The 16,341-nt window shown below is 60.5% G+C and carries 13 protein-coding genes and 1 pseudogene; 6 read left to right on the forward strand and 8 right to left on the reverse strand.

Going from position 1 to position 16,341, the window contains the following annotated elements:
- Positions 1-36: 36 nt before the first annotated feature.
- A pseudogene (locus GFU70_RS29000) lies at positions 37-1,128 on the reverse strand (methyl-accepting chemotaxis protein); the annotation flags it as partial.
- A 243-nt stretch (positions 1,129-1,371) separates the two neighbouring features.
- Between GFU70_RS29000 and GFU70_RS03850 the strand changes: the two are divergent.
- Together GFU70_RS03850 and GFU70_RS03855 are read left to right on the forward strand one after the other, a co-directional pair.
- A complete protein-coding gene (locus tag GFU70_RS03850; RefSeq protein WP_058544348.1) occupies positions 1,372-2,043 on the forward strand; it encodes a histidine phosphatase family protein in 672 nt (223 codons plus the stop codon).
- A gap of 24 nt (positions 2,044-2,067) precedes the next feature.
- Positions 2,068-2,913, forward strand: a complete 846-nt coding sequence (locus GFU70_RS03855) for a phosphatase PAP2 family protein (RefSeq protein ID WP_116643222.1) — start codon at positions 2,068-2,070, stop codon at positions 2,911-2,913.
- Between the two features lie 152 nt (positions 2,914-3,065).
- Here GFU70_RS03855 and katG read toward each other — a convergent pair whose 3' ends face one another.
- Entirely contained in the window at positions 3,066-5,330 is a 2,265-nt protein-coding gene (gene katG, locus GFU70_RS03860; RefSeq protein ID WP_153387627.1) for a catalase/peroxidase HPI, read from the reverse strand.
- Between the two features lie 370 nt (positions 5,331-5,700).
- On the opposite strand from katG, the gene GFU70_RS03865 reads away from it, so the two are divergent.
- Positions 5,701-6,291 (forward strand): hypothetical protein, encoded by a 591-nt coding sequence (locus GFU70_RS03865; RefSeq protein ID WP_058546491.1) that lies wholly within the window; start codon positions 5,701-5,703, stop codon positions 6,289-6,291.
- Between the two features lie 50 nt (positions 6,292-6,341).
- Here GFU70_RS03865 and GFU70_RS03870 read toward each other — a convergent pair whose 3' ends face one another.
- Genes GFU70_RS03870 through GFU70_RS03895 form a run of 6 tightly spaced genes read right to left on the reverse strand, consistent with a single transcriptional unit; the run spans position 6,342 to position 12,529 of the window.
- Positions 6,342-7,856, reverse strand: a complete 1,515-nt coding sequence (locus GFU70_RS03870; RefSeq protein WP_058546492.1) for an ABC transporter substrate-binding protein — start codon at positions 7,854-7,856, stop codon at positions 6,342-6,344.
- Positions 7,857-7,885: 29 nt separating this feature from the next.
- On the reverse strand, positions 7,886-8,857 hold the full coding sequence (locus GFU70_RS03875) for an ABC transporter ATP-binding protein (RefSeq protein WP_058546493.1): 972 nt from the start codon (positions 8,855-8,857) through the stop codon (positions 7,886-7,888).
- Complete coding sequence (locus GFU70_RS03880) at positions 8,854-9,840, reverse strand: ABC transporter ATP-binding protein (protein WP_116643219.1); 987 nt, start codon at positions 9,838-9,840, stop codon at positions 8,854-8,856. Before GFU70_RS03880 ends, GFU70_RS03875 begins: the two co-directional genes overlap by 4 nt.
- A complete protein-coding gene (locus GFU70_RS03885) occupies positions 9,837-10,694 on the reverse strand; it encodes an ABC transporter permease (protein WP_116643218.1) in 858 nt (285 codons plus the stop codon). Before GFU70_RS03885 ends, GFU70_RS03880 begins: the two co-directional genes overlap by 4 nt.
- On the reverse strand, positions 10,691-11,638 hold the full coding sequence (locus tag GFU70_RS03890) for an ABC transporter permease (protein WP_058546496.1): 948 nt from the start codon (positions 11,636-11,638) through the stop codon (positions 10,691-10,693). The genes GFU70_RS03885 and GFU70_RS03890 overlap by 4 nt, the downstream gene beginning before the upstream one ends.
- 3 nt (positions 11,639-11,641) lie before the next feature.
- Positions 11,642-12,529, reverse strand: a complete 888-nt coding sequence (locus tag GFU70_RS03895; RefSeq protein WP_153387628.1) for a proline iminopeptidase-family hydrolase — start codon at positions 12,527-12,529, stop codon at positions 11,642-11,644.
- Positions 12,530-12,693: 164 nt separating this feature from the next.
- On the opposite strand from GFU70_RS03895, the gene GFU70_RS03900 reads away from it, so the two are divergent.
- The 3 genes from GFU70_RS03900 to GFU70_RS03910 all read left to right on the forward strand — a co-directional run bounded on the left by GFU70_RS03900 (position 12,694) and on the right by GFU70_RS03910 (position 16,338).
- Complete coding sequence (locus GFU70_RS03900; RefSeq protein WP_153387629.1) at positions 12,694-13,455, forward strand: LuxR family transcriptional regulator; 762 nt, start codon at positions 12,694-12,696, stop codon at positions 13,453-13,455.
- Between the two features lie 90 nt (positions 13,456-13,545).
- Complete coding sequence (locus GFU70_RS03905; RefSeq protein ID WP_153387630.1) at positions 13,546-14,445, forward strand: proline iminopeptidase-family hydrolase; 900 nt, start codon at positions 13,546-13,548, stop codon at positions 14,443-14,445.
- A 186-nt stretch (positions 14,446-14,631) separates the two neighbouring features.
- Positions 14,632-16,338, forward strand: a complete 1,707-nt coding sequence (locus tag GFU70_RS03910) for a ShlB/FhaC/HecB family hemolysin secretion/activation protein (protein ID WP_153387631.1) — start codon at positions 14,632-14,634, stop codon at positions 16,336-16,338.
- The last annotated feature ends 3 nt before the right edge of the window (positions 16,339-16,341 follow it).

Below are 16,341 nucleotides of genomic sequence, written 5' to 3' on the forward strand. Positions count from 1 at the left end.
GATGCCTTGTTGCAGCACGCCCAGCTCATCGCGGCGGGTGACGATGACGTTCTGCGACAGATCGCCGCCGGCAATGCGTTCGACCACGGCCAGGGTATCGCGCAGCGGGCCGGTGATCTGGCGAGTGATGATCACGGCCGCAATGACGCCAACCAGCAACGCCAACAGGGTGCTGACCAGTTGCAGGGTGCGGGCCTGGGCACTTTCGGCGTCGCGGCGGTCGAGTTGGATCTGGTACAGCTGCTCGCTCAACGTCACGATTGACGCGCCCTGTTCAGTCATTTCCTTGCGTGCCTGTACCGCGTCGGCGATGGCCACCTTGAAGGCCTGCACGGCGCTGCGGTATTGGGTCAGGGCGTTTTCCAGCTGGCGCAGTTCAGCCTGGCGGGTGCTGGAAAAATGCTCGTTGAGCGGCGTGAGCGAAGCGATGGCAGCGTCCAGTTGGGCGACGGCCTTGCGTTCGGTGTCGGCGTTGCTATTGGCGGTGTAGCCGCGCACTTCATAGCGGGCCAGCATGAAGGCCTGCTTGGCCTGGGTGATGGCCTGGAACTGAGAGAAACGATCGTCTCCGGGGGCCATTTTCAGCACGTCGGAATCCAGGGTTTCGATCAGCTTGTAGGCAATCTCGGCGTTCGCACCCATGGCATCGCGGGCGGTGTTGCCGGTGCGGTAGGCGCTGCGCATTTTGTTCAGGGACACCTGGTAGGCGCTGATGACTGCGCTCTGCTCCTTGAGCCGCTTGACGTTTTCCGGGCTCTTGAAGCTGCTGAGCAAGGCATTTTGTTGCGCCACGAAACCATCGAGGGTGGTCTGCACATTTTGGGCGGCGGTCTCGTCACCATTGGTCAGCATGTATTGCAGGCGCGTGACCCGAAGCTTGGTCAGGCCGGCGTTGAGCTGGGTGATGTCGCTCATCCAGTTGCTGCGGTCGATCAGCCCGCCCAGGCTGGTCCAACTGGTCAGGGCCAGCAGGCAGGTCAGTACCAGCACCAGGCCGAAGCCCAGGCCCAATTTCATGTTGACGCTAATGTTGCCAAACCAGCTGTTCATCAAATTCCTCCAGGAACGTTGTGCTGCTTGATCGTCGGTACACTGGAAGATTGTTGTTGTTAAGAGCCAGCAGAGCATGTAACTGGGCTGTATCGGCGGTGGGTTCAATATCTGTAAGTTTTTTTCCGGGTATCTGTGTGAGCAAGGCTTGCCCGCGATGAAGGCGATGCGGTCTTCCAGGGAATCGGGGTGCCTGTTTCGCGGGCAAGCTTTGCTCCCACACCAAGCATTTTTTCACATCTGTTTCACCGCCTGCCTACGTCGGCCTCTCTACTGTCGCGCCATCGAATGACTGGGTGGATGCCGTTGGGGCGGCTTGATGTGGAACTGAGACTGAGTCTTTTCGGCCTGAGGCGCTCGATCGCTACGCGCCGGTTTGCCCGTTACCGAAACACAATGGTCGTGCTGGCTTCGGCGCTGCTGGTCATCCCGTTGACCCTCTGGTTGCTCAGACCGGCGGCGGTGCCGGACCTGGCCCATGGCAACATCGCCGGCGCCCGGGCCTTGGCCGATGGCTGGGCCAAGGGCGAGATGATCGTGCTGGTGCGCCATGTCGAGCGCTGCGATCACTCCAAGGCCGCGTGCCTGAATGATCGCGAAGGCATCACTGACCGGGCCCGTGCCGTTGCGGTGGGCCTGGGGGCGCGATTCGAGCAGTTGGGCCTGGGCAACGCCGACCTCTACAACAGCCCTCTGGTTCGTGCAGCCCAGACGGCGAGCTACATGTTCAACAAGGTCGGCACCGGTGACGATTGGCTGTTCAATTGCCGGCATGACCTGCTGCGCAATGCGCTGGCCCACAAAGTCGCCGGGCGCAACCTGATCCTGGTCACCCACAGCGAATGCATGCAGGCATTGGAAACCACGCTCCAGCGGCCTACCTCGACGTTTGGCTACGGTGCTTCGCTGTTCGTCTCCACCGCCCAGCCACAAGCGCCGCAGTTGCTCGGTTTTATCGAAGCATCTGACTGGCGCTCGGTGGCGTTTCAGTAATTTTTCCCACGATTAGGACCGCCCATGCTGACGTCTGCTCGCGCCCGTTTCTACGGGCTCAATCTTGGAATTCCCCTGCTCTGTGCCACGGTGGTGTTCTTGCTGTTCGACATGACTCGCGTCGACATCGCCTTCAGCAATTTATTCTACGACCCGCTGCACCAGGTCTTTCCGTTGGAGCACGTGCGGCTGTTCGAGAAGATCACCCATAAGTGGGCCAGGATCATCCCGAACTGGACCGGCGAGGCGGCGATTATCGGGGCGCTGTTGTCGTTTGTCTGGCCGATCTTCAAGCCGGAAAAACGCCCGGGGTTGCTGCGCCTGTTGGAGAAAACCCGGTTGGCCGCGCCGTTGCGTTTTGCCCACAAGCATCGGCGCGATTTTCTCTACGTAGTCGTCGCCTTTTCCCTCAGCACCGGGGTGATCCATTACCTCAAAAGCCACACCAGCGTGTACTGCCCAGTGGAAACCACCCAATACGCCGGCAAGATCGAGCACAAGGAATGGTTCCAGAATTTCGATCTGCTGAAAGCCGCCGGTGACGGTCGCTGCTGGCCCGGCGGTCATGCGTCCGGCGGCTTCACGATGCTGGCGCTGTATTTCGTCGCCCGCCGCTACCGCTGGCGTCATTCGAAAGCCTTGATGCATGGGGCATTGGTCCTGGGGTTTGTCTACGGCACGACGCGGGTCCTGCAGGGCTGGCATTACATGTCCCACACGTTCTGGGCGGGGATATTCGTCTGGTTGAGTTGTTGGCTGATGGCGTTGCTGTTTTATGGGCGCGCGGCCTTGGAGCAGCCTGTGTTGAAACCACAGCGAGCGACGACGGCTGTCTTGCCTGCGTCGGGCAACGCACGTTCGTCAGCCTGAATGCCAGGCAAAAAAAAGCCCGCCGGGAGAGCGGGCTAAAACCTTAGTTTCTTGAATGAGCGAGGCGACTTTACCCAATCACGCGGGGGCGTGGGGTGAAGAAAAGTTCATGAGGTCGCCTCCTTGCCAGACCTCATGCCCTCGGATTCTTCTCACCTGAGATCAAACCGATCCAGGTTCATCACCTTGACCCACGCCGCGATGAAGTCGTTGACGAACTGCTCCTGCGCATCCGGGCTGGCATAGACTTCGGCCAACGCCCGTAGCTGCGCGTTGGAGCCGAAGACCAGGTCGACACGGGTGCCGGTCCATTTGACCTGGCCGGTCTGGCGGTCGCGGGCCTCGAAGGTTTCCTGGGTGTCGGAAAGCGGTTTCCATTCCACGCCCATGTCGAGCAGGTTGACGAAAAAGTCGTTGGTCAGTGCTTCGGGGCGTTGGGTGAAAACCCCGTGGGACGTCTGGCCGACATTGGTATTCAACACGCGCAGGCCGCCGATCAATACCGTCATTTGCGGGGCGCTGAGGGTCAGCAGTTGTGCCTTGTCGATCAGCAACGCCTCGGCGGACACGCGGTACCGGCCCTTGAGGTAGTTGCGAAAGCCATCGGCGATGGGTTCGAGAAAGCCGAACGACTCGACGTCCGTCTGCTCCTGGCTCGCGTCCATGCGTCCTGGCACGAACGGTACCGTCACGCTGAGCCCGGCATTTTTCGCGGCCTGTTCAATACCGGCGCTGCCGGCCAGCACGATCAGATCCGCCAGGGAAATTTTCTTGCCGTCGGATTGGGCGGCGTTGAACTCATCCCGGACCTTTTCCAAGGTCGCCAGCACCTGAGCCAGTTGTTCGGGCTGGTTGGCCGGCCAATCTTTCTGCGGGGCCAGGCGCAGGCGCCCGCCGTTGGCGCCGCCACGTTTGTCGGAGCCACGGAAGGTGGATGCCGCGGCCCACGCCGTAGACACAAGCTGTGAAACCGTCAGGCCCGAGGCCTGCAACTTGCCTTTGAGGGCGGCAATGTCGCTGTCGTTGACCAGCGGATGGTCGACCGCCGGGATAGGGTCTTGCCACAGCAGTTCTTCGTTGGGCAGTTCCGGGCCGAGGTAGCGTGAGAGCGGGCCCATGTCGCGGTGGATCAGCTTGAACCAGGCGCGGGCGAAGGCATCGGACAACTGGTCCGGGTTGGCCAGGAAGCGCCGGGAGATTTTTTCGTAGATCGGGTCGAAGCGCAGCGCCAGGTCGGTGGTCAGCATCGTGGGGTTACGCCGTTTGGACGGGTCGTGGGCATCGGGGATGATGCCCGCGCCTGCACCGTTTTTTGGCGTCCATTGGTGCGCGCCGGCCGGGCTCTTGGTCAGCTCCCACTCGAAGCCGAAGAGGTTCTCCAGGTAGTTGTTGCTCCAGCGGGTGGGCGTGGTGGTCCAGGTGACTTCCAGGCCACTGGTGATGGTGTCGGGCCCCTTGCCGGTGCCGAAGGTGCTCTTCCAGCCCAGGCCTTGCAGCTCCAGGCCAGCGGCTTCGGGTTCGGCGCCGACATTGTCCGCAGGGCCTGCGCCGTGGGTCTTGCCAAAGGCGTGGCCGCCGGCAATCAATGCGACGGTTTCTTCGTCGTTCATGGCCATGCGGGCGAAGGTTTCGCGGATGTCCACCCCGGCGGCGACCGGGTCCGGCTGGCCCTCGGGGCCTTCCGGGTTGACGTAGATCAGTCCCATCTGCACGGCGGCCAGCGGGTTCTCCAGGTTACGTCCCTCGTCAGTGCGGCTTTCTTCGTTGCCAGGCTCGGCCACCAATTGGCCTTCGCCGGGGTCTTGCATGGCGGCTTTGTCGGGCTTGCCATAGCGAACATCGCCCCCCAGCCATTTGTTTTCGGAACCCCAGTAGACGTCTTCATCCGGCTCCCAGACATCGGCGCGGCCACCGGAAAAACCGAAGGTCTTGAAGCCCATGGACTCCAGCGCGACGTTGCCGGTGAGGACGATCAGGTCGGCCCAGGAGATATTGCGGCCATACTTCTGCTTGATCGGCCACAGCAGCCGACGTGCCTTGTCGAGGCTGACGTTGTCTGGCCAGCTGTTGAGCGGTGCAAACCGCTGCTGGCCGGAACCCGCCCCACCGCGCCCGTCACCAGTGCGGTAGGTGCCTGCACTGTGCCAGGCCATGCGGACAAAGAGTGGCCCGTAGTGACCGAAGTCCGCCGGCCACCAGTCTTGCGAGTCGGTCATCAGTGCATTGAGGTCTTGTTTCAGGGCCTGGAAGTCCAGGCGCTTGAACGCCTCGGCATAGTTGAAATCCTCGCCCATGGGGTCGGACAGCGAGGAATGCTGGTGCAGGATCTTCAGATTCAGTTGGTTCGGCCACCAGTCGCGGTTCGTCGTACCACCGCCTGCGGCGTGATTGAACGGGCATTTCGATTCGTTTGCCATGAGAAGCTACCTTTGGTCGTATTCATCCAGCTATCCAGCCCGGCGGGGCTTCGAATAGCGACAGGCGAAATAAATGACACAGGGCGCAGGGCTCACGGTTTGCTCAACTGATCGTATGCAGCCACACGGCAACGCACGAGAGGTCTTGTTACCCATTCGGTGGCCCACGGCAAGCCCAGTACGTTTCTGAACGCTTCGTATCTCTTTGTCAGGTTTCACGGGCCGGATTGCACCAGCCTGAGTTCAGGCTAGTCCCCCTTTGCCAGATAGCTAATAGGCGCAGTATTAACGCTCGATAGGGATAATCTTTTATCGGAGCCCAGCGGTGAGGCAGATGATATGAATGGCGCCTGCCGTGACGGACCCAATAATGAACAAATGCCCGCGCAGCACGGCCTTCCACGAAGCGGGTCACGCCCTGGCCTTTTGGTGGAACGGCCAACCGATAAAACGCATCACCGTGCGTACCAAGGTCGAAGCCCGCGCGGGGCCTCTGTTCGACCTGCGCGGCTACCCTCGATACGCAGAGGGGTTGGTCGAAGCTGACTACTTTGTCTCGCGCCCGGCCTTCGACGGCCCGGGGATCGCTGAATACCTGCCCTCGATGGTCGATGCCATCGAGCGGGACCTGCTCCATTGCTTCGCGGGGCCGGTGGCCGAAGCGGTCTACCGGCACCGCCGGTCCGACCGGTTGATCAGGGGCAGCGGCCGGGGTGACCTGGACCGGGGGCACGAATTGATCAGCCTGCTGCCGCCGCGCAAGCTGCTCGATGCCCAATCCCAGGCCATCGCTCGTTGCAGCTGCCTGGTACACCGTTACTGGCCGGCGGTCAGCGCCGTGGCGGGCTTTCTGCAAGAGCACGGCACGGTTGAGGGGAACGCCGTCACAGCGCTGCTGTGCGAGATGACCGGGGAGCGGCCGATGTTGTTTGGCCATCAAGTGGCAAGCCTCGACTCGTGATCGAGGCATTGCCACTGGCCCTATCCGACTCGGATGAAAGCCACTACGCGTTAGCGCTTCACCGTTTCCTCAAGAGAGAAGCGTCCCAGTGGGTTTTGTTGGAAGTGCTCGATGTTCTTGCGCGAGATATTGATGTACGGGCTGTAGTAGAGGTCGATCCAGTTGACGTCCTGCTTGGCGATCGCCTGAAGGTCGGTATACATCTGCTTGCGCTTGGTCGGGTCCACTTCTACCCGCGCGGCCGCGACCAGATCCTTGACCTTGTCGTTCTTGTAGCGGGTCATGTAATTCATGTTGGTGTCGTGTCCCAGCACGAAGGTGGTCTTCTGGTCCGGGTCGAGGATGTCGTTGGTCCAGTACATCACGGACAGATCGTAATCGCCGTCGATCAGCATTTGCCAACTCTGAGTAGGGTCGACTTTCTGCAAGGTGGCTGTCACGCCGACCGCTGCAAGCTGTTGCTGGACCAGCACGGCGATCTGCTCGTCGGCTTCATTGCCCGCATTGACCACGTAGTTGAGCTTCAGGCCTGAGGCGCCTGCATCTGCCAGCATTTTCCTGGCTTTTTCCGGGTCGTACGGGCGCTGCAGATTATCGGCATTGTGATAAAGCGCACCTTTAGGGATGTAGGAGTAAGCCACCTGGCCATGGCCGAACGTCACGGTATCGACCAGGGATTTTTTGTTGATCGCAAGGTCCAGGGCCTGACGTACTTCAGGCTTGCCCAGCAGTCCGTGCTCATGGTTGATCAGCAGATGATCCTCACGGGTGGAGGGATCCATGTGTACGACCAGGTTGGGATCTTTCTTCAGGGTTTCGACGCGCGAGAAGGGCACGAAGATCGCTGAATCCAGTTCACCGGCCTGTACCTTCAACATCCGCGTGTTGTCATCCGGGATGGAGATCCATTCCACGCCATCCAGGCTCACCTTGTCGGCCTGCCAGAAGTTGGGGTTCTTTTCCAGCACCACGCGATCACCGCGTAGCCACTCCTTGACGATGAAGGCGCCAGAGGCAACGGGGTCCTGGGCATAGGCTTCCTCACCCATTTTTTCCATGGCCTTTTGCGACAGGATGGAGACGTTGGGCAACGCCAGCTGCGCGAGGAAGGGCACGGAAGGACCTGTGAGTGTCACCACCAGTGTCTGTGGGTCGGGTGCTTGGGCCTTGTCGATAATCTTGTAGGAGTCGCTCCACAGCGACCCTTTGTTGTCGCGAATGCGCAACAGACTGAACGCTGCGTCGCTGGCGGTAATCGGCGAGCCGTCGGAGAACTTGGCCGGGCGTAGTTTGAAGGTGTAAGTCAGACCATCGTCGGAAACCTGCCAGCTTTCGGCCAGCCCCGGTACCAGCTGGGTGCCGGTGTTGTCGACGCGCACCAATACGTCGTAAACATTGGAGAACACCCAGTTATCACGGTTCTGCGCGCTTTTGATCGGGTCGAACGTCGTACTTTCTTCACGGCAACCGATGGTCAGCACGCCTGCTGCCTGGGCGACACCGGCCGCCAGTGTGCAAACGGTCAACGTCGCGGCGGTCAGCAATTTCAGATGTTTCGATCGCATGGTCAAACTCCCTATTGATGAATGTTTTTTTAGAGCAATGGCTCTCCGAGCACACAGCTATAACGATGTCCATTGATGTCATGGATGGGGGGCGGTGTTCTCGCGCAGATGGGTTGTGCATACCGGCAGCGCGGGTGAAAAGCGCAGCCCGATGGAAGGTTCAGGGGGCTGGGTGGCTCGCCGGGCAGGGGGGCGCCCAGCAACGGTCGCGTCGGGTCGATGTGTGGAATGGACTGGATCAGCGCGACGGTATAGGGATGCCGCGGGCTGCTGAACACGGCCTCCGTGGGGCCTTGCTCGACGATCTTGCCGAGGTACATCACGGCGACCCGATCACATAGCCGCCGAATGATCGCCAGGTCGTGGGCAATGAACAGAATCGTCAGGTTCATGCGCTGCCGCAGCTCCAGCAACAGGTTGATGATCTGTCCCTGTATGGAAACGTCCAGCGCGGCCACGCATTCATCGGCGATGATCAACCGTGGCTCGATGGCCAGTGCCCGTGCGATCCCCACACGTTGGCATTGACCGCCACTCAACGAACCCGGCTTGCGGTTGGCCAGCTCCGGCCGCAGGCCGACCAGGGTCAGCAATTCATCGACCCGATGGCGAATCATCGGGGCAGGGATCGCGCATCGCACTCGCAGCACTTCAGCCAGGGTGTCGCCAATGCTCATTCGCGGATTGAGGGCGGTATAAGGATCCTGGAAAATCATCGCGGTTTCGTGGCGCAGTCGCTCGATGTCGATCCGCTTGCCCTGAGTCATATCCACGCCATCGAACAGGATTTGTCCGGCGCTGACCTCAGTGAGGCGCAAGATGGCCCGACCCAGGGTGCTCTTGCCGCTGCCCGACTCACCCACCAGCCCAAGCACCTCCCCGGTGGCCAGGCTCAGCGACACACCGTTGACGGCTTTCACCCATTGCCGGTTGATCCCGAACGGACCGCTGCCAGGGGCGGCGAAGCGCACCTGTAGATCCTTCACGTGCAACAGGGTCATGACGAAGCTCCCGCAGGCAGCGGGTAATGGCAGGCCACTCGGTGTGCCTCTGCCGCGACTTGCATCTGTGGCAACAGCCGCGTGCACTGGCTGCCCTGCTGAAGGCAGCGTGGATTGAAGCGGCAACCGGTGGGCAGCGCATCCAGCAGAGGAGGCTGGCCAGCGATGGTTTTGAGCATGGCATGACCGGCGCTGGTAGCCGGTTGGCAGTCGATCAGGGCCGCCGTATAGGGATGTCGTGGGTGAGCCAGCAGATCAAGCTTGTTGCCATGTTCGCAGAGCCGACCGGCGTACATCACCGCGATGGAATCACAGGTCTGGGCGACGACCCCCAGGTCATGGGTGATCATGATGATTGACAGCCCACGTTGGTCGCGCAAATCCAGGAGCAGGCGCAGGATCTGTGCCTGTACGGTGACATCCAGGGCGGTGGTCGGCTCATCGGCGATCAGCACCTGGGGGTTGCAACCCAGTGCCACGGCGATCATGGCGCGTTGACGCATGCCACCGGAAAACTCATGGGGATAACTGTCGACCCGCCTTGACGGATCGGGAATGCCCACCTGGCGTAACACATCAATGGCCTTCGCCCGTGCTTCTCGCTTGGACGCCCCCTGATGCAGGCGTATGCCCTCGCCGATCTGTTCGCCGATACGCATCAACGGGTCAAGATGACTGCCGGGATTCTGGAAAATCATCCCCAGTCGCCGACCCCGTATGCCCCGCATGCCGGCTTCATCCAGTGACAGCAGATCCTCACCAGCGAGGCGCACGGCCTTGCCCTGGACCCGGAGGGTTGAAGAGGGTAGCAAGCGCATCAAGGCCCGGCAGGCCATCGTCTTGCCAGAGCCGCTCTCACCCACCAGACCGAGGATTTCGCCTTCGGCCAAGTCAAATGACACACGATCCACCAGCGTGACCTCGGATTCACCATGGCCGGCGATCACGCTGAGGTCCTCGACGTGCAACACTGGTGTGCTCATGGACGCTCTCCGAGGTGCTCGGCGACACCGTCGGCCAGCAGGCTGAAGCCCATGGCCAGGGTGACGATCGCCAGTCCCGGGAAGGTGCAGATCCACCAGGCATTGGTGATAAAACTCTGGCCCTCGGCGACCATCGTGCCCCACTCGGATGTGGGTGGCTGCACCCCCAGGCCGAGGTAGCTGACCGCCGCCCCATTGAGCAGTACCAGCACCGCGTCGGACATGGAAAACACGATCGAACCGAACATGGCATTGGGCAACAGGTGCCGAAACAGAATGCGGCCATGACCGAAGCCCAGGCTTTTCGCCGCCAAGGCGAAATCGCTTTCCTTGAGCACCAGAATCTGCGAACGGATCAGCCGTGCATAGGACACCCAACCCACCAAAGCCATCGCAATATAAAAGCTGCCCAGGCCGGGGCCTAGGATGGCCATGATTGCCAACATCAGCACCAGGAAGGGGAAGGCCAGAATAATATCGATCAGGCGCATGCAGATCGTGTCGAACCGGCCACCGATATAGCCGGCCAAGGCGCCGACGCAAGTGCCGATCAAGAACGGGAAAACCACCCCGATCACGCAAATCTGCAAGTCGATGCGCGCGCCCCAGATCACTCGGGAAAGAACGTCGCGACCGAAATTATCCGTGCCGAACGGATGGGCCAGGCTCGGCCCCAGCAGGCGGATATCGGTGTTCTGGGCAATCGGATCGAAGGGCGCGACCCAGGGTGCGAAGAGTGCGAGCAACAGCCAGCCAAACAGAATCGCCAGGCCTAGCACGGTGGCCAGGCGACGGTTGCGCAAGCCCAAACGCAGGGCAAGACGCCAGGCGGGCCTGATGGTCTGGCTGCTCATCGCATGTTCACCCGCGGATCAATCATCACGGTCAGCACATCGGCGAGGAAATTGACCATGACGGTGGCAAGGGCCAGCACCATGGCCACGCCTTGGACCACCATGTAGTCGCGGGTAAAGATGCCGCGTACCAACAATTGACCGATGCCGGGAATGGCAAACAGACTTTCGATGACCACCGTGCCGCTGATCAACCAGCCGATGTTCACCGCCAGCAGGTTGACCGCCGGTACCAGGGAGTTGGGCAGCACATGCCGACGAAATATCGCCCGCTCGGACAAGCCCCGGGCTCGTGCGGCGGTGGCATGATCGGCGTGTAGCTCCATGAGCATGCTGGCGCGCAGATTGCGCACCAGAACGGCGGAGAGTGCCAAGGCAATGGTCAGGCACGGCAAAACCATGTGATGCAGTTTGTCCCACCCTGTACGTCCATAGCCTGAGACCGGGAATAGCCCCAACTGCACACTGAGCAGCAGGATCAACATGATGCCTAGCCAAAACGCCGGCATGCCCAGCCCTGCCGTGGTGAACAGGCGAATCAGGTGATCCTGCCAGCCGCCCTTGTTGCGCGCGGCCACCGTTGCCAGCGGCACGGCAATCAGCAGCGCCAGCAGTACGCTGCCGAGCACCAGGAACAGGGTTGGCTCAATGCGGGTACTGATCAGCTTCAAGGCATCGACTTTGTAGAGCAGCGATTGGCCGAGATCGCCTTTGAACAGGTTCTTGAGAAAGTAGAAGTACTGCATCCACAACGGCTGGTCGAGACCGTACTGGGCACGAATCCGGATCAGCGCCTCCGGCGTGCTGCGCGAGCCCAGCAGTGCCCGGGCGGGGTCCCCGGGGATTGAGCGCACGAGCACAAAAGTGATCAGGCTGATGCCAAACAGCACCGGCAATAGCTGTAGCGGACGCGACAGGATGAAACGATAGCGCGCCAGGTTCATGGGCTAGTTCCGATGGCGTTGCAGAAAATCCAGCAGCACTGGGAAATAGGATTGGGGCTCTTCGTAGAATGGCATGTGGCTGCTGTTGGGGAACACATTCAGTTGTACATCCTTGAGCGCCATTTTCATGCGCATTGCACAGGCTGGCGTCAGTTCATCATGTTGACCGGTGGTGATCAGCACAGGCATTTCGAAGTCGGCCATCTGTTCGATGCGATTCCAATCCTTCAGATTGCCGGTATAGAGAAACTCATTGGGGCCCTGCATGGTCATGTAGGGTCCCATGTTCCAGTCACCCAGGGAACGTGTCACCGGTGCTGGCCACTCGTCCAGACGGCAGACATGGCGATAGTTGAGCAGGGTGATGGCCGCCTGGTATTGCGGATGATCCAGGGTGCCCAAGGCTTCATGGCGCTGCATCATCGCGACGGTCTCACTGCCCAGGGCAGCCCGCAGACGCTCCAGCTCCAGGGACAGGTGAGGGATATCGCCGGCGGTATTTTCCAGGATCAGGGTTTTCAGCGATTGGGGGTGATGAATGGCGTACTCGATCGCCAGCCAGCCACCCCAGGAGTGCCCCAGCAGGTGCACTTTGCCCAGGTCGAGGGCTTGGCGGACGGTCTCTACCTCCGCCACATAACGGGTGATGTCCCACAGGGATTCGTCAGTAGGCCTGGCCGAGGCGCCAGTACCCAACTGATCGAAAGCGATGACCCGCAAGCCCTTTTCCTTGAGCCAGCCATGGCTGTCACGCAGATAGTCGCAAGGCAATCCCGGACCGCCATTGAGGCACAACAGCACTTCATCGCCGTCGCCAAAGCCATAGGCCACCAGGTGATGACCATCGACCTCCACGTCGTACCGCTGGTCTGGCTCGATTTCACGCCACATCGTTGCTCTCCTGCTCAGGTGCCGCCCGTTGGCTAAACCTTACCGAGGAAGCTACGCGCCCATAAGCTAGCAATTCTTATAGGTTTGACCTGGCATTCCCTCGCTCAGGCGTGGCATTCTACTTGCACGATTTCAGGATTGAAATTAATAAGGGAGCTGAATGGATGCAGGCCAAGCTGTCTGACTTCAATACCCGTCTTTTGTCTGGCAGGAGCCTGGACGAACAGATGGATAACACCTTGGGGATGGTCCAGGCGTTAGGCTTTGAGGCCTTGGTGTACGACTACAGTCCGGTGCCGCTGGATCATGATGGGGCACTGATCACCCCGACTGTGCTGAAATTGCGCAATACCCCCCGTGACTGGCACTCGCTCTGGTGTGAAGAAGGTTATTACCAGATCGACCCCGTCCAGCATCTGGCAATCAATGCCATTTCTCCTTTTGTCTGGTCCTATCGGCCAGAGGCCGACACGGTGCTGCAACCGTTCATCGGCCATAGTCATGCGCCGGTCGTGAGCTATCTGCAGGATTCGCGCATGACCTGCGGCGTGACGGTGCCGATGCATTTGCCCAAAGGCGGCTTTGCGACATTGACCGGGCTGCGCGCCGATACGAAGGGGAGCACCCTGCAGGATGTCCGGCAAACGCTGGGCGACTTCAGCCTGATTTCCCATGCCCTGCAAGAGGCGGCTTTTCCGCTGCTCGGCAAGGAATCCCGCGCATGCCCGGTTCGCCTGACCAAACGCGAGCGTGAGTGCTTGAGATTGGCCGCCGAAGGGTTGACGGCGGCGGACATTGCCAGGCAACTGAATCGTTCGTTGGCCACCATCACCCTCCACCTGACTTCCGCAATGCACAAGCTCGGCGCCAGGAATCGGGTCCAGGCCGTGGTCAGGGCGGTGCATTATCGGTTGCTCGATAGCTGAAATCGGGCAAAAACCTATCTGTTTGTCTAGTTATTCCGCCGGCCAGTCCCCGGTATCGTATGCCGCAGGCTTTCTAGGGAGCGGCACGAAATGGATCTTTCCGTAATGCACGAAGGCTTTGCGCCTTTTGGTCCGTATCAGACCTGGTATCGCATCACTGGCGATTTCAGTAGTGGCCGTACGCCACTGCTGATCCTGCATGGCGGCCCGGGCTGTACACACGATTATGTCGATGCCTTCAAGGATATTGCCAACAGTGGCTATCCGGTGATTCATTACGACCAACTGGGCAATGGGCGCTCCACCCATCTCCCGGAAAAAGACCCCTCGTTCTGGAACGTGGCGCTCTTTCTCGATGAGTTGGAGAACCTGCTGGATCATCTGGGCATTCGCGACAATTACGCACTGTTGGGGCAATCCTGGGGCGGCATGTTGGCCAGCGAACATGCGGTGCTCCAGCCCGCGGGCTTGCGCGCGTTGATTATCGCCAACTCCCCGGCGGACATGTCCACCTGGCTCCTTGAAGTCAATCGCTTGCGCCAGCTTCTACCCATTGAGGTGCAGCAAACACTGCTCAAGCACGAGCGGGCTGGAACCTTGACGTCGACCGAATATTTTGAGGCCGCTCGGGTTTTCTACGACCGTCATGTCTGCCGTGTCACGCCCTGGCCTGATGAAGTCGCCCGTACCTTTGCCCAGATCGATGCCGACCCTACCGTCTATCACGCCATGAATGGTCCCACCGAATTCCATGTGATCGGCAGCATGAAGGACTGGTCCATCACCGATCGCTTGCCTCGGATCAAGGTGCCGACGCTGCTGGTTTCAGGCCGATACGATGAAGCGACGCCGTTGGTGGTCAAACCCTATGTGGATCATGTTCCTGACATTCGCTGGGCGCTGTTCGAACACTCCAGCCATATGCCCCATATCGAGGAGCGGATGGCTTGCATGGGAACTGTGGTGAGTTTCCTAGATGAGTGTTTGTAGGCGTCTGTCCAATCCGAGCAGTCGTTTTTGTTGTGTTTTTCGACGCGTCCTGTGAGACGCGTCTCTTTTTTGCGTAGAAAATCTACGTTCTCTTGAACCGAAGGCGATATGCCGGGTCTGGTGTGCGCGCATTGCCATGCACGCCTGCTCGCATGCTGCCGTCATTTCTGTATCGAGGGAACGAACATGTCCGTATTTGCCTTAGGGACGAGGCTAGCCGTTGCGTCGCTGTATTTTCTAGCGATGAACGTTGCCGTCGCCGCGCCAACCCCCGGTGACACGGACCTGATCCGCGAACGTCAGGATCGCTTGCTCGAAGAGCAGCGCCGACGCCTTGAGGAACTCAAGGACCTGCCCGGCAAGGAGGCGAAGCCGGCCCAGCCCACCGCACCTGCCGATACCCGTTGCTTCCCGATCAAGACCATCGAGCTCAAGGGCGCCGATGCTTTGTCCGAGGCGGAGCGCGAACGCCTGCTCAAGCCCTACATCGGCCAATGCCTGGGCGTGCCGCAGCTCAACGAGCTGCTCAAAGTCATTACCGACCATTATCTCGACAAAGGCCTGGTCACCAGCCGTGCCTATTTGCCGCAACAGGACCTGTCCAGCGGTCACCTGCAAGTGCTGGTCGTCGAGGGGCGCCTGGAAGGCCTCAAAGGTGCCGAAAACAGCAAGCTGTCGGATCGCGAGTTGGCGATGGCGTTTCCCGGCAAAACCGGCGAACTGCTCAACCTGCGGGAGATGGAGCAGATGGTCGATCAACTGAACCGGTTGCCGTCCAACCGTGCGCAAATGGAACTGACACCGGGGCAGAACATCGGTGGCAGCCAGGTGCTGGTCAACAACACTGCGCAAAAACCTTGGCGCGCCGGCCTGTCACGGCATAACGATGGGCAGAAAAGCACGGGCGAGCAGCAATGGGGCGCTTCCCTGGACTGGGACAGCCCCTTGGGCCTGGCTGACCAACTGGCCTTGCGCGGCGGCCACGATGCCGTCAGCGATCACCAGAAAACCTCGCGCAACGCCATGTTCTATTACAACTTGCCGTTTGGCTGGTGGAACCTGAGCTACACCTACAGCCAGAGCGAGTACCGCGCCGTGGCCCAGGCCAACGGCTTCAATTTCAAGCAAAGCGGCGACAGCCAGAACCATCAGGTGCGCCTGGAACGGGTGATCCATCGCGACGCGGTAAGCAAGACCTCCCTCAATACGGGCCTTTCGTACCTGCGCACCAACAACTTCGTCGCGGACAGCAAGATTGCCGGCAGCAGCAATCGCATCAGCGAGGCGCAGTTCGGCATCAACCATGGTCGGCGGGTCGGCAATGCCTTCGTCAACCTCGACCTGGGTCTGCAGCAAGGCGTCGGCGCCCTCGACGCCCAAGGCGATGACGACCCTGGCCCCGGGCTGCCGGATGCGCGCTACCGCAAATACACCGCCACCCTCAGCTACCTGCAACCCTTTGTACTGGGCGGCGAATCCTTCAGCTTCAGCAGCCTGATGACCGGCCAACGCAGCGAGGATGCGTTGTTCGCCCCGCAGCGCATGAGCCTGGGCGGCCTGTCGTCGATTCGCGGCTACAAGGACCAGACACTGTCCGGCGACAGCGGCGGCTACTGGCGCAACGACCTGCGCTGGAGCCGTCCGGTGACCCTGCAATGGCTACGCCCGGTATTCGCCGAATACGGCACCAGCCTCGGTTATGACCAAGGCGTGATTCGCGGTAATCGCTACAACGGTAGCGAGCACGGGCGCATGTCGAGCAACTCGCTGGAGTTATTCGCCCGAGGCGAGCACCTGAGCGCCAGCGTCACCTTCGCCCATTCCCTGGAACGTCCGGATGTCCTGACCGCGCGCGAAGCGCCGATCTACTTCCGCGTGGATGTATCCATCTAAATT

The organism is Pseudomonas brassicacearum (assembly GCF_009601685.2).
In the GTDB taxonomy this organism is placed as follows: domain Bacteria; phylum Pseudomonadota; class Gammaproteobacteria; order Pseudomonadales; family Pseudomonadaceae; genus Aquipseudomonas; species Aquipseudomonas kilonensis_B.

Excerpts from the sequence above, each read along its gene's own strand:
- GFU70_RS03865 (WP_058546491.1), top strand. The coding sequence starts at position 5,701 with ATGAACAAATGCCCGCGCAGCACGGCCTTCCACGAAGCGGGTCACGCC.
- GFU70_RS03885 (WP_116643218.1), bottom strand. The coding sequence starts at position 10,694 with ATGAGCAGCCAGACCATCAGGCCCGCCTGGCGTCTTGCCCTGCGTTTG.
- GFU70_RS03890 (WP_058546496.1), bottom strand. The coding sequence starts at position 11,638 with ATGAACCTGGCGCGCTATCGTTTCATCCTGTCGCGTCCGCTACAGCTA.
- GFU70_RS03900 (WP_153387629.1), top strand. The coding sequence starts at position 12,694 with ATGCAGGCCAAGCTGTCTGACTTCAATACCCGTCTTTTGTCTGGCAGG.
- GFU70_RS03880 (WP_116643219.1), bottom strand. The coding sequence starts at position 9,840 with ATGAGCACACCAGTGTTGCACGTCGAGGACCTCAGCGTGATCGCCGGC.
- GFU70_RS03870 (WP_058546492.1), bottom strand. The coding sequence starts at position 7,856 with ATGCGATCGAAACATCTGAAATTGCTGACCGCCGCGACGTTGACCGTT.
- GFU70_RS03910 (WP_153387631.1), top strand. The coding sequence starts at position 14,632 with ATGTCCGTATTTGCCTTAGGGACGAGGCTAGCCGTTGCGTCGCTGTAT.
- GFU70_RS03895 (WP_153387628.1), bottom strand. The coding sequence starts at position 12,529 with ATGTGGCGTGAAATCGAGCCAGACCAGCGGTACGACGTGGAGGTCGAT.
- GFU70_RS03855 (WP_116643222.1), top strand. The coding sequence starts at position 2,068 with ATGCTGACGTCTGCTCGCGCCCGTTTCTACGGGCTCAATCTTGGAATT.
- GFU70_RS03905 (WP_153387630.1), top strand. The coding sequence starts at position 13,546 with ATGGATCTTTCCGTAATGCACGAAGGCTTTGCGCCTTTTGGTCCGTAT.
- GFU70_RS03875 (WP_058546493.1), bottom strand. The coding sequence starts at position 8,857 with ATGACCCTGTTGCACGTGAAGGATCTACAGGTGCGCTTCGCCGCCCCT.
- katG (WP_153387627.1), bottom strand. The coding sequence starts at position 5,330 with ATGGCAAACGAATCGAAATGCCCGTTCAATCACGCCGCAGGCGGTGGT.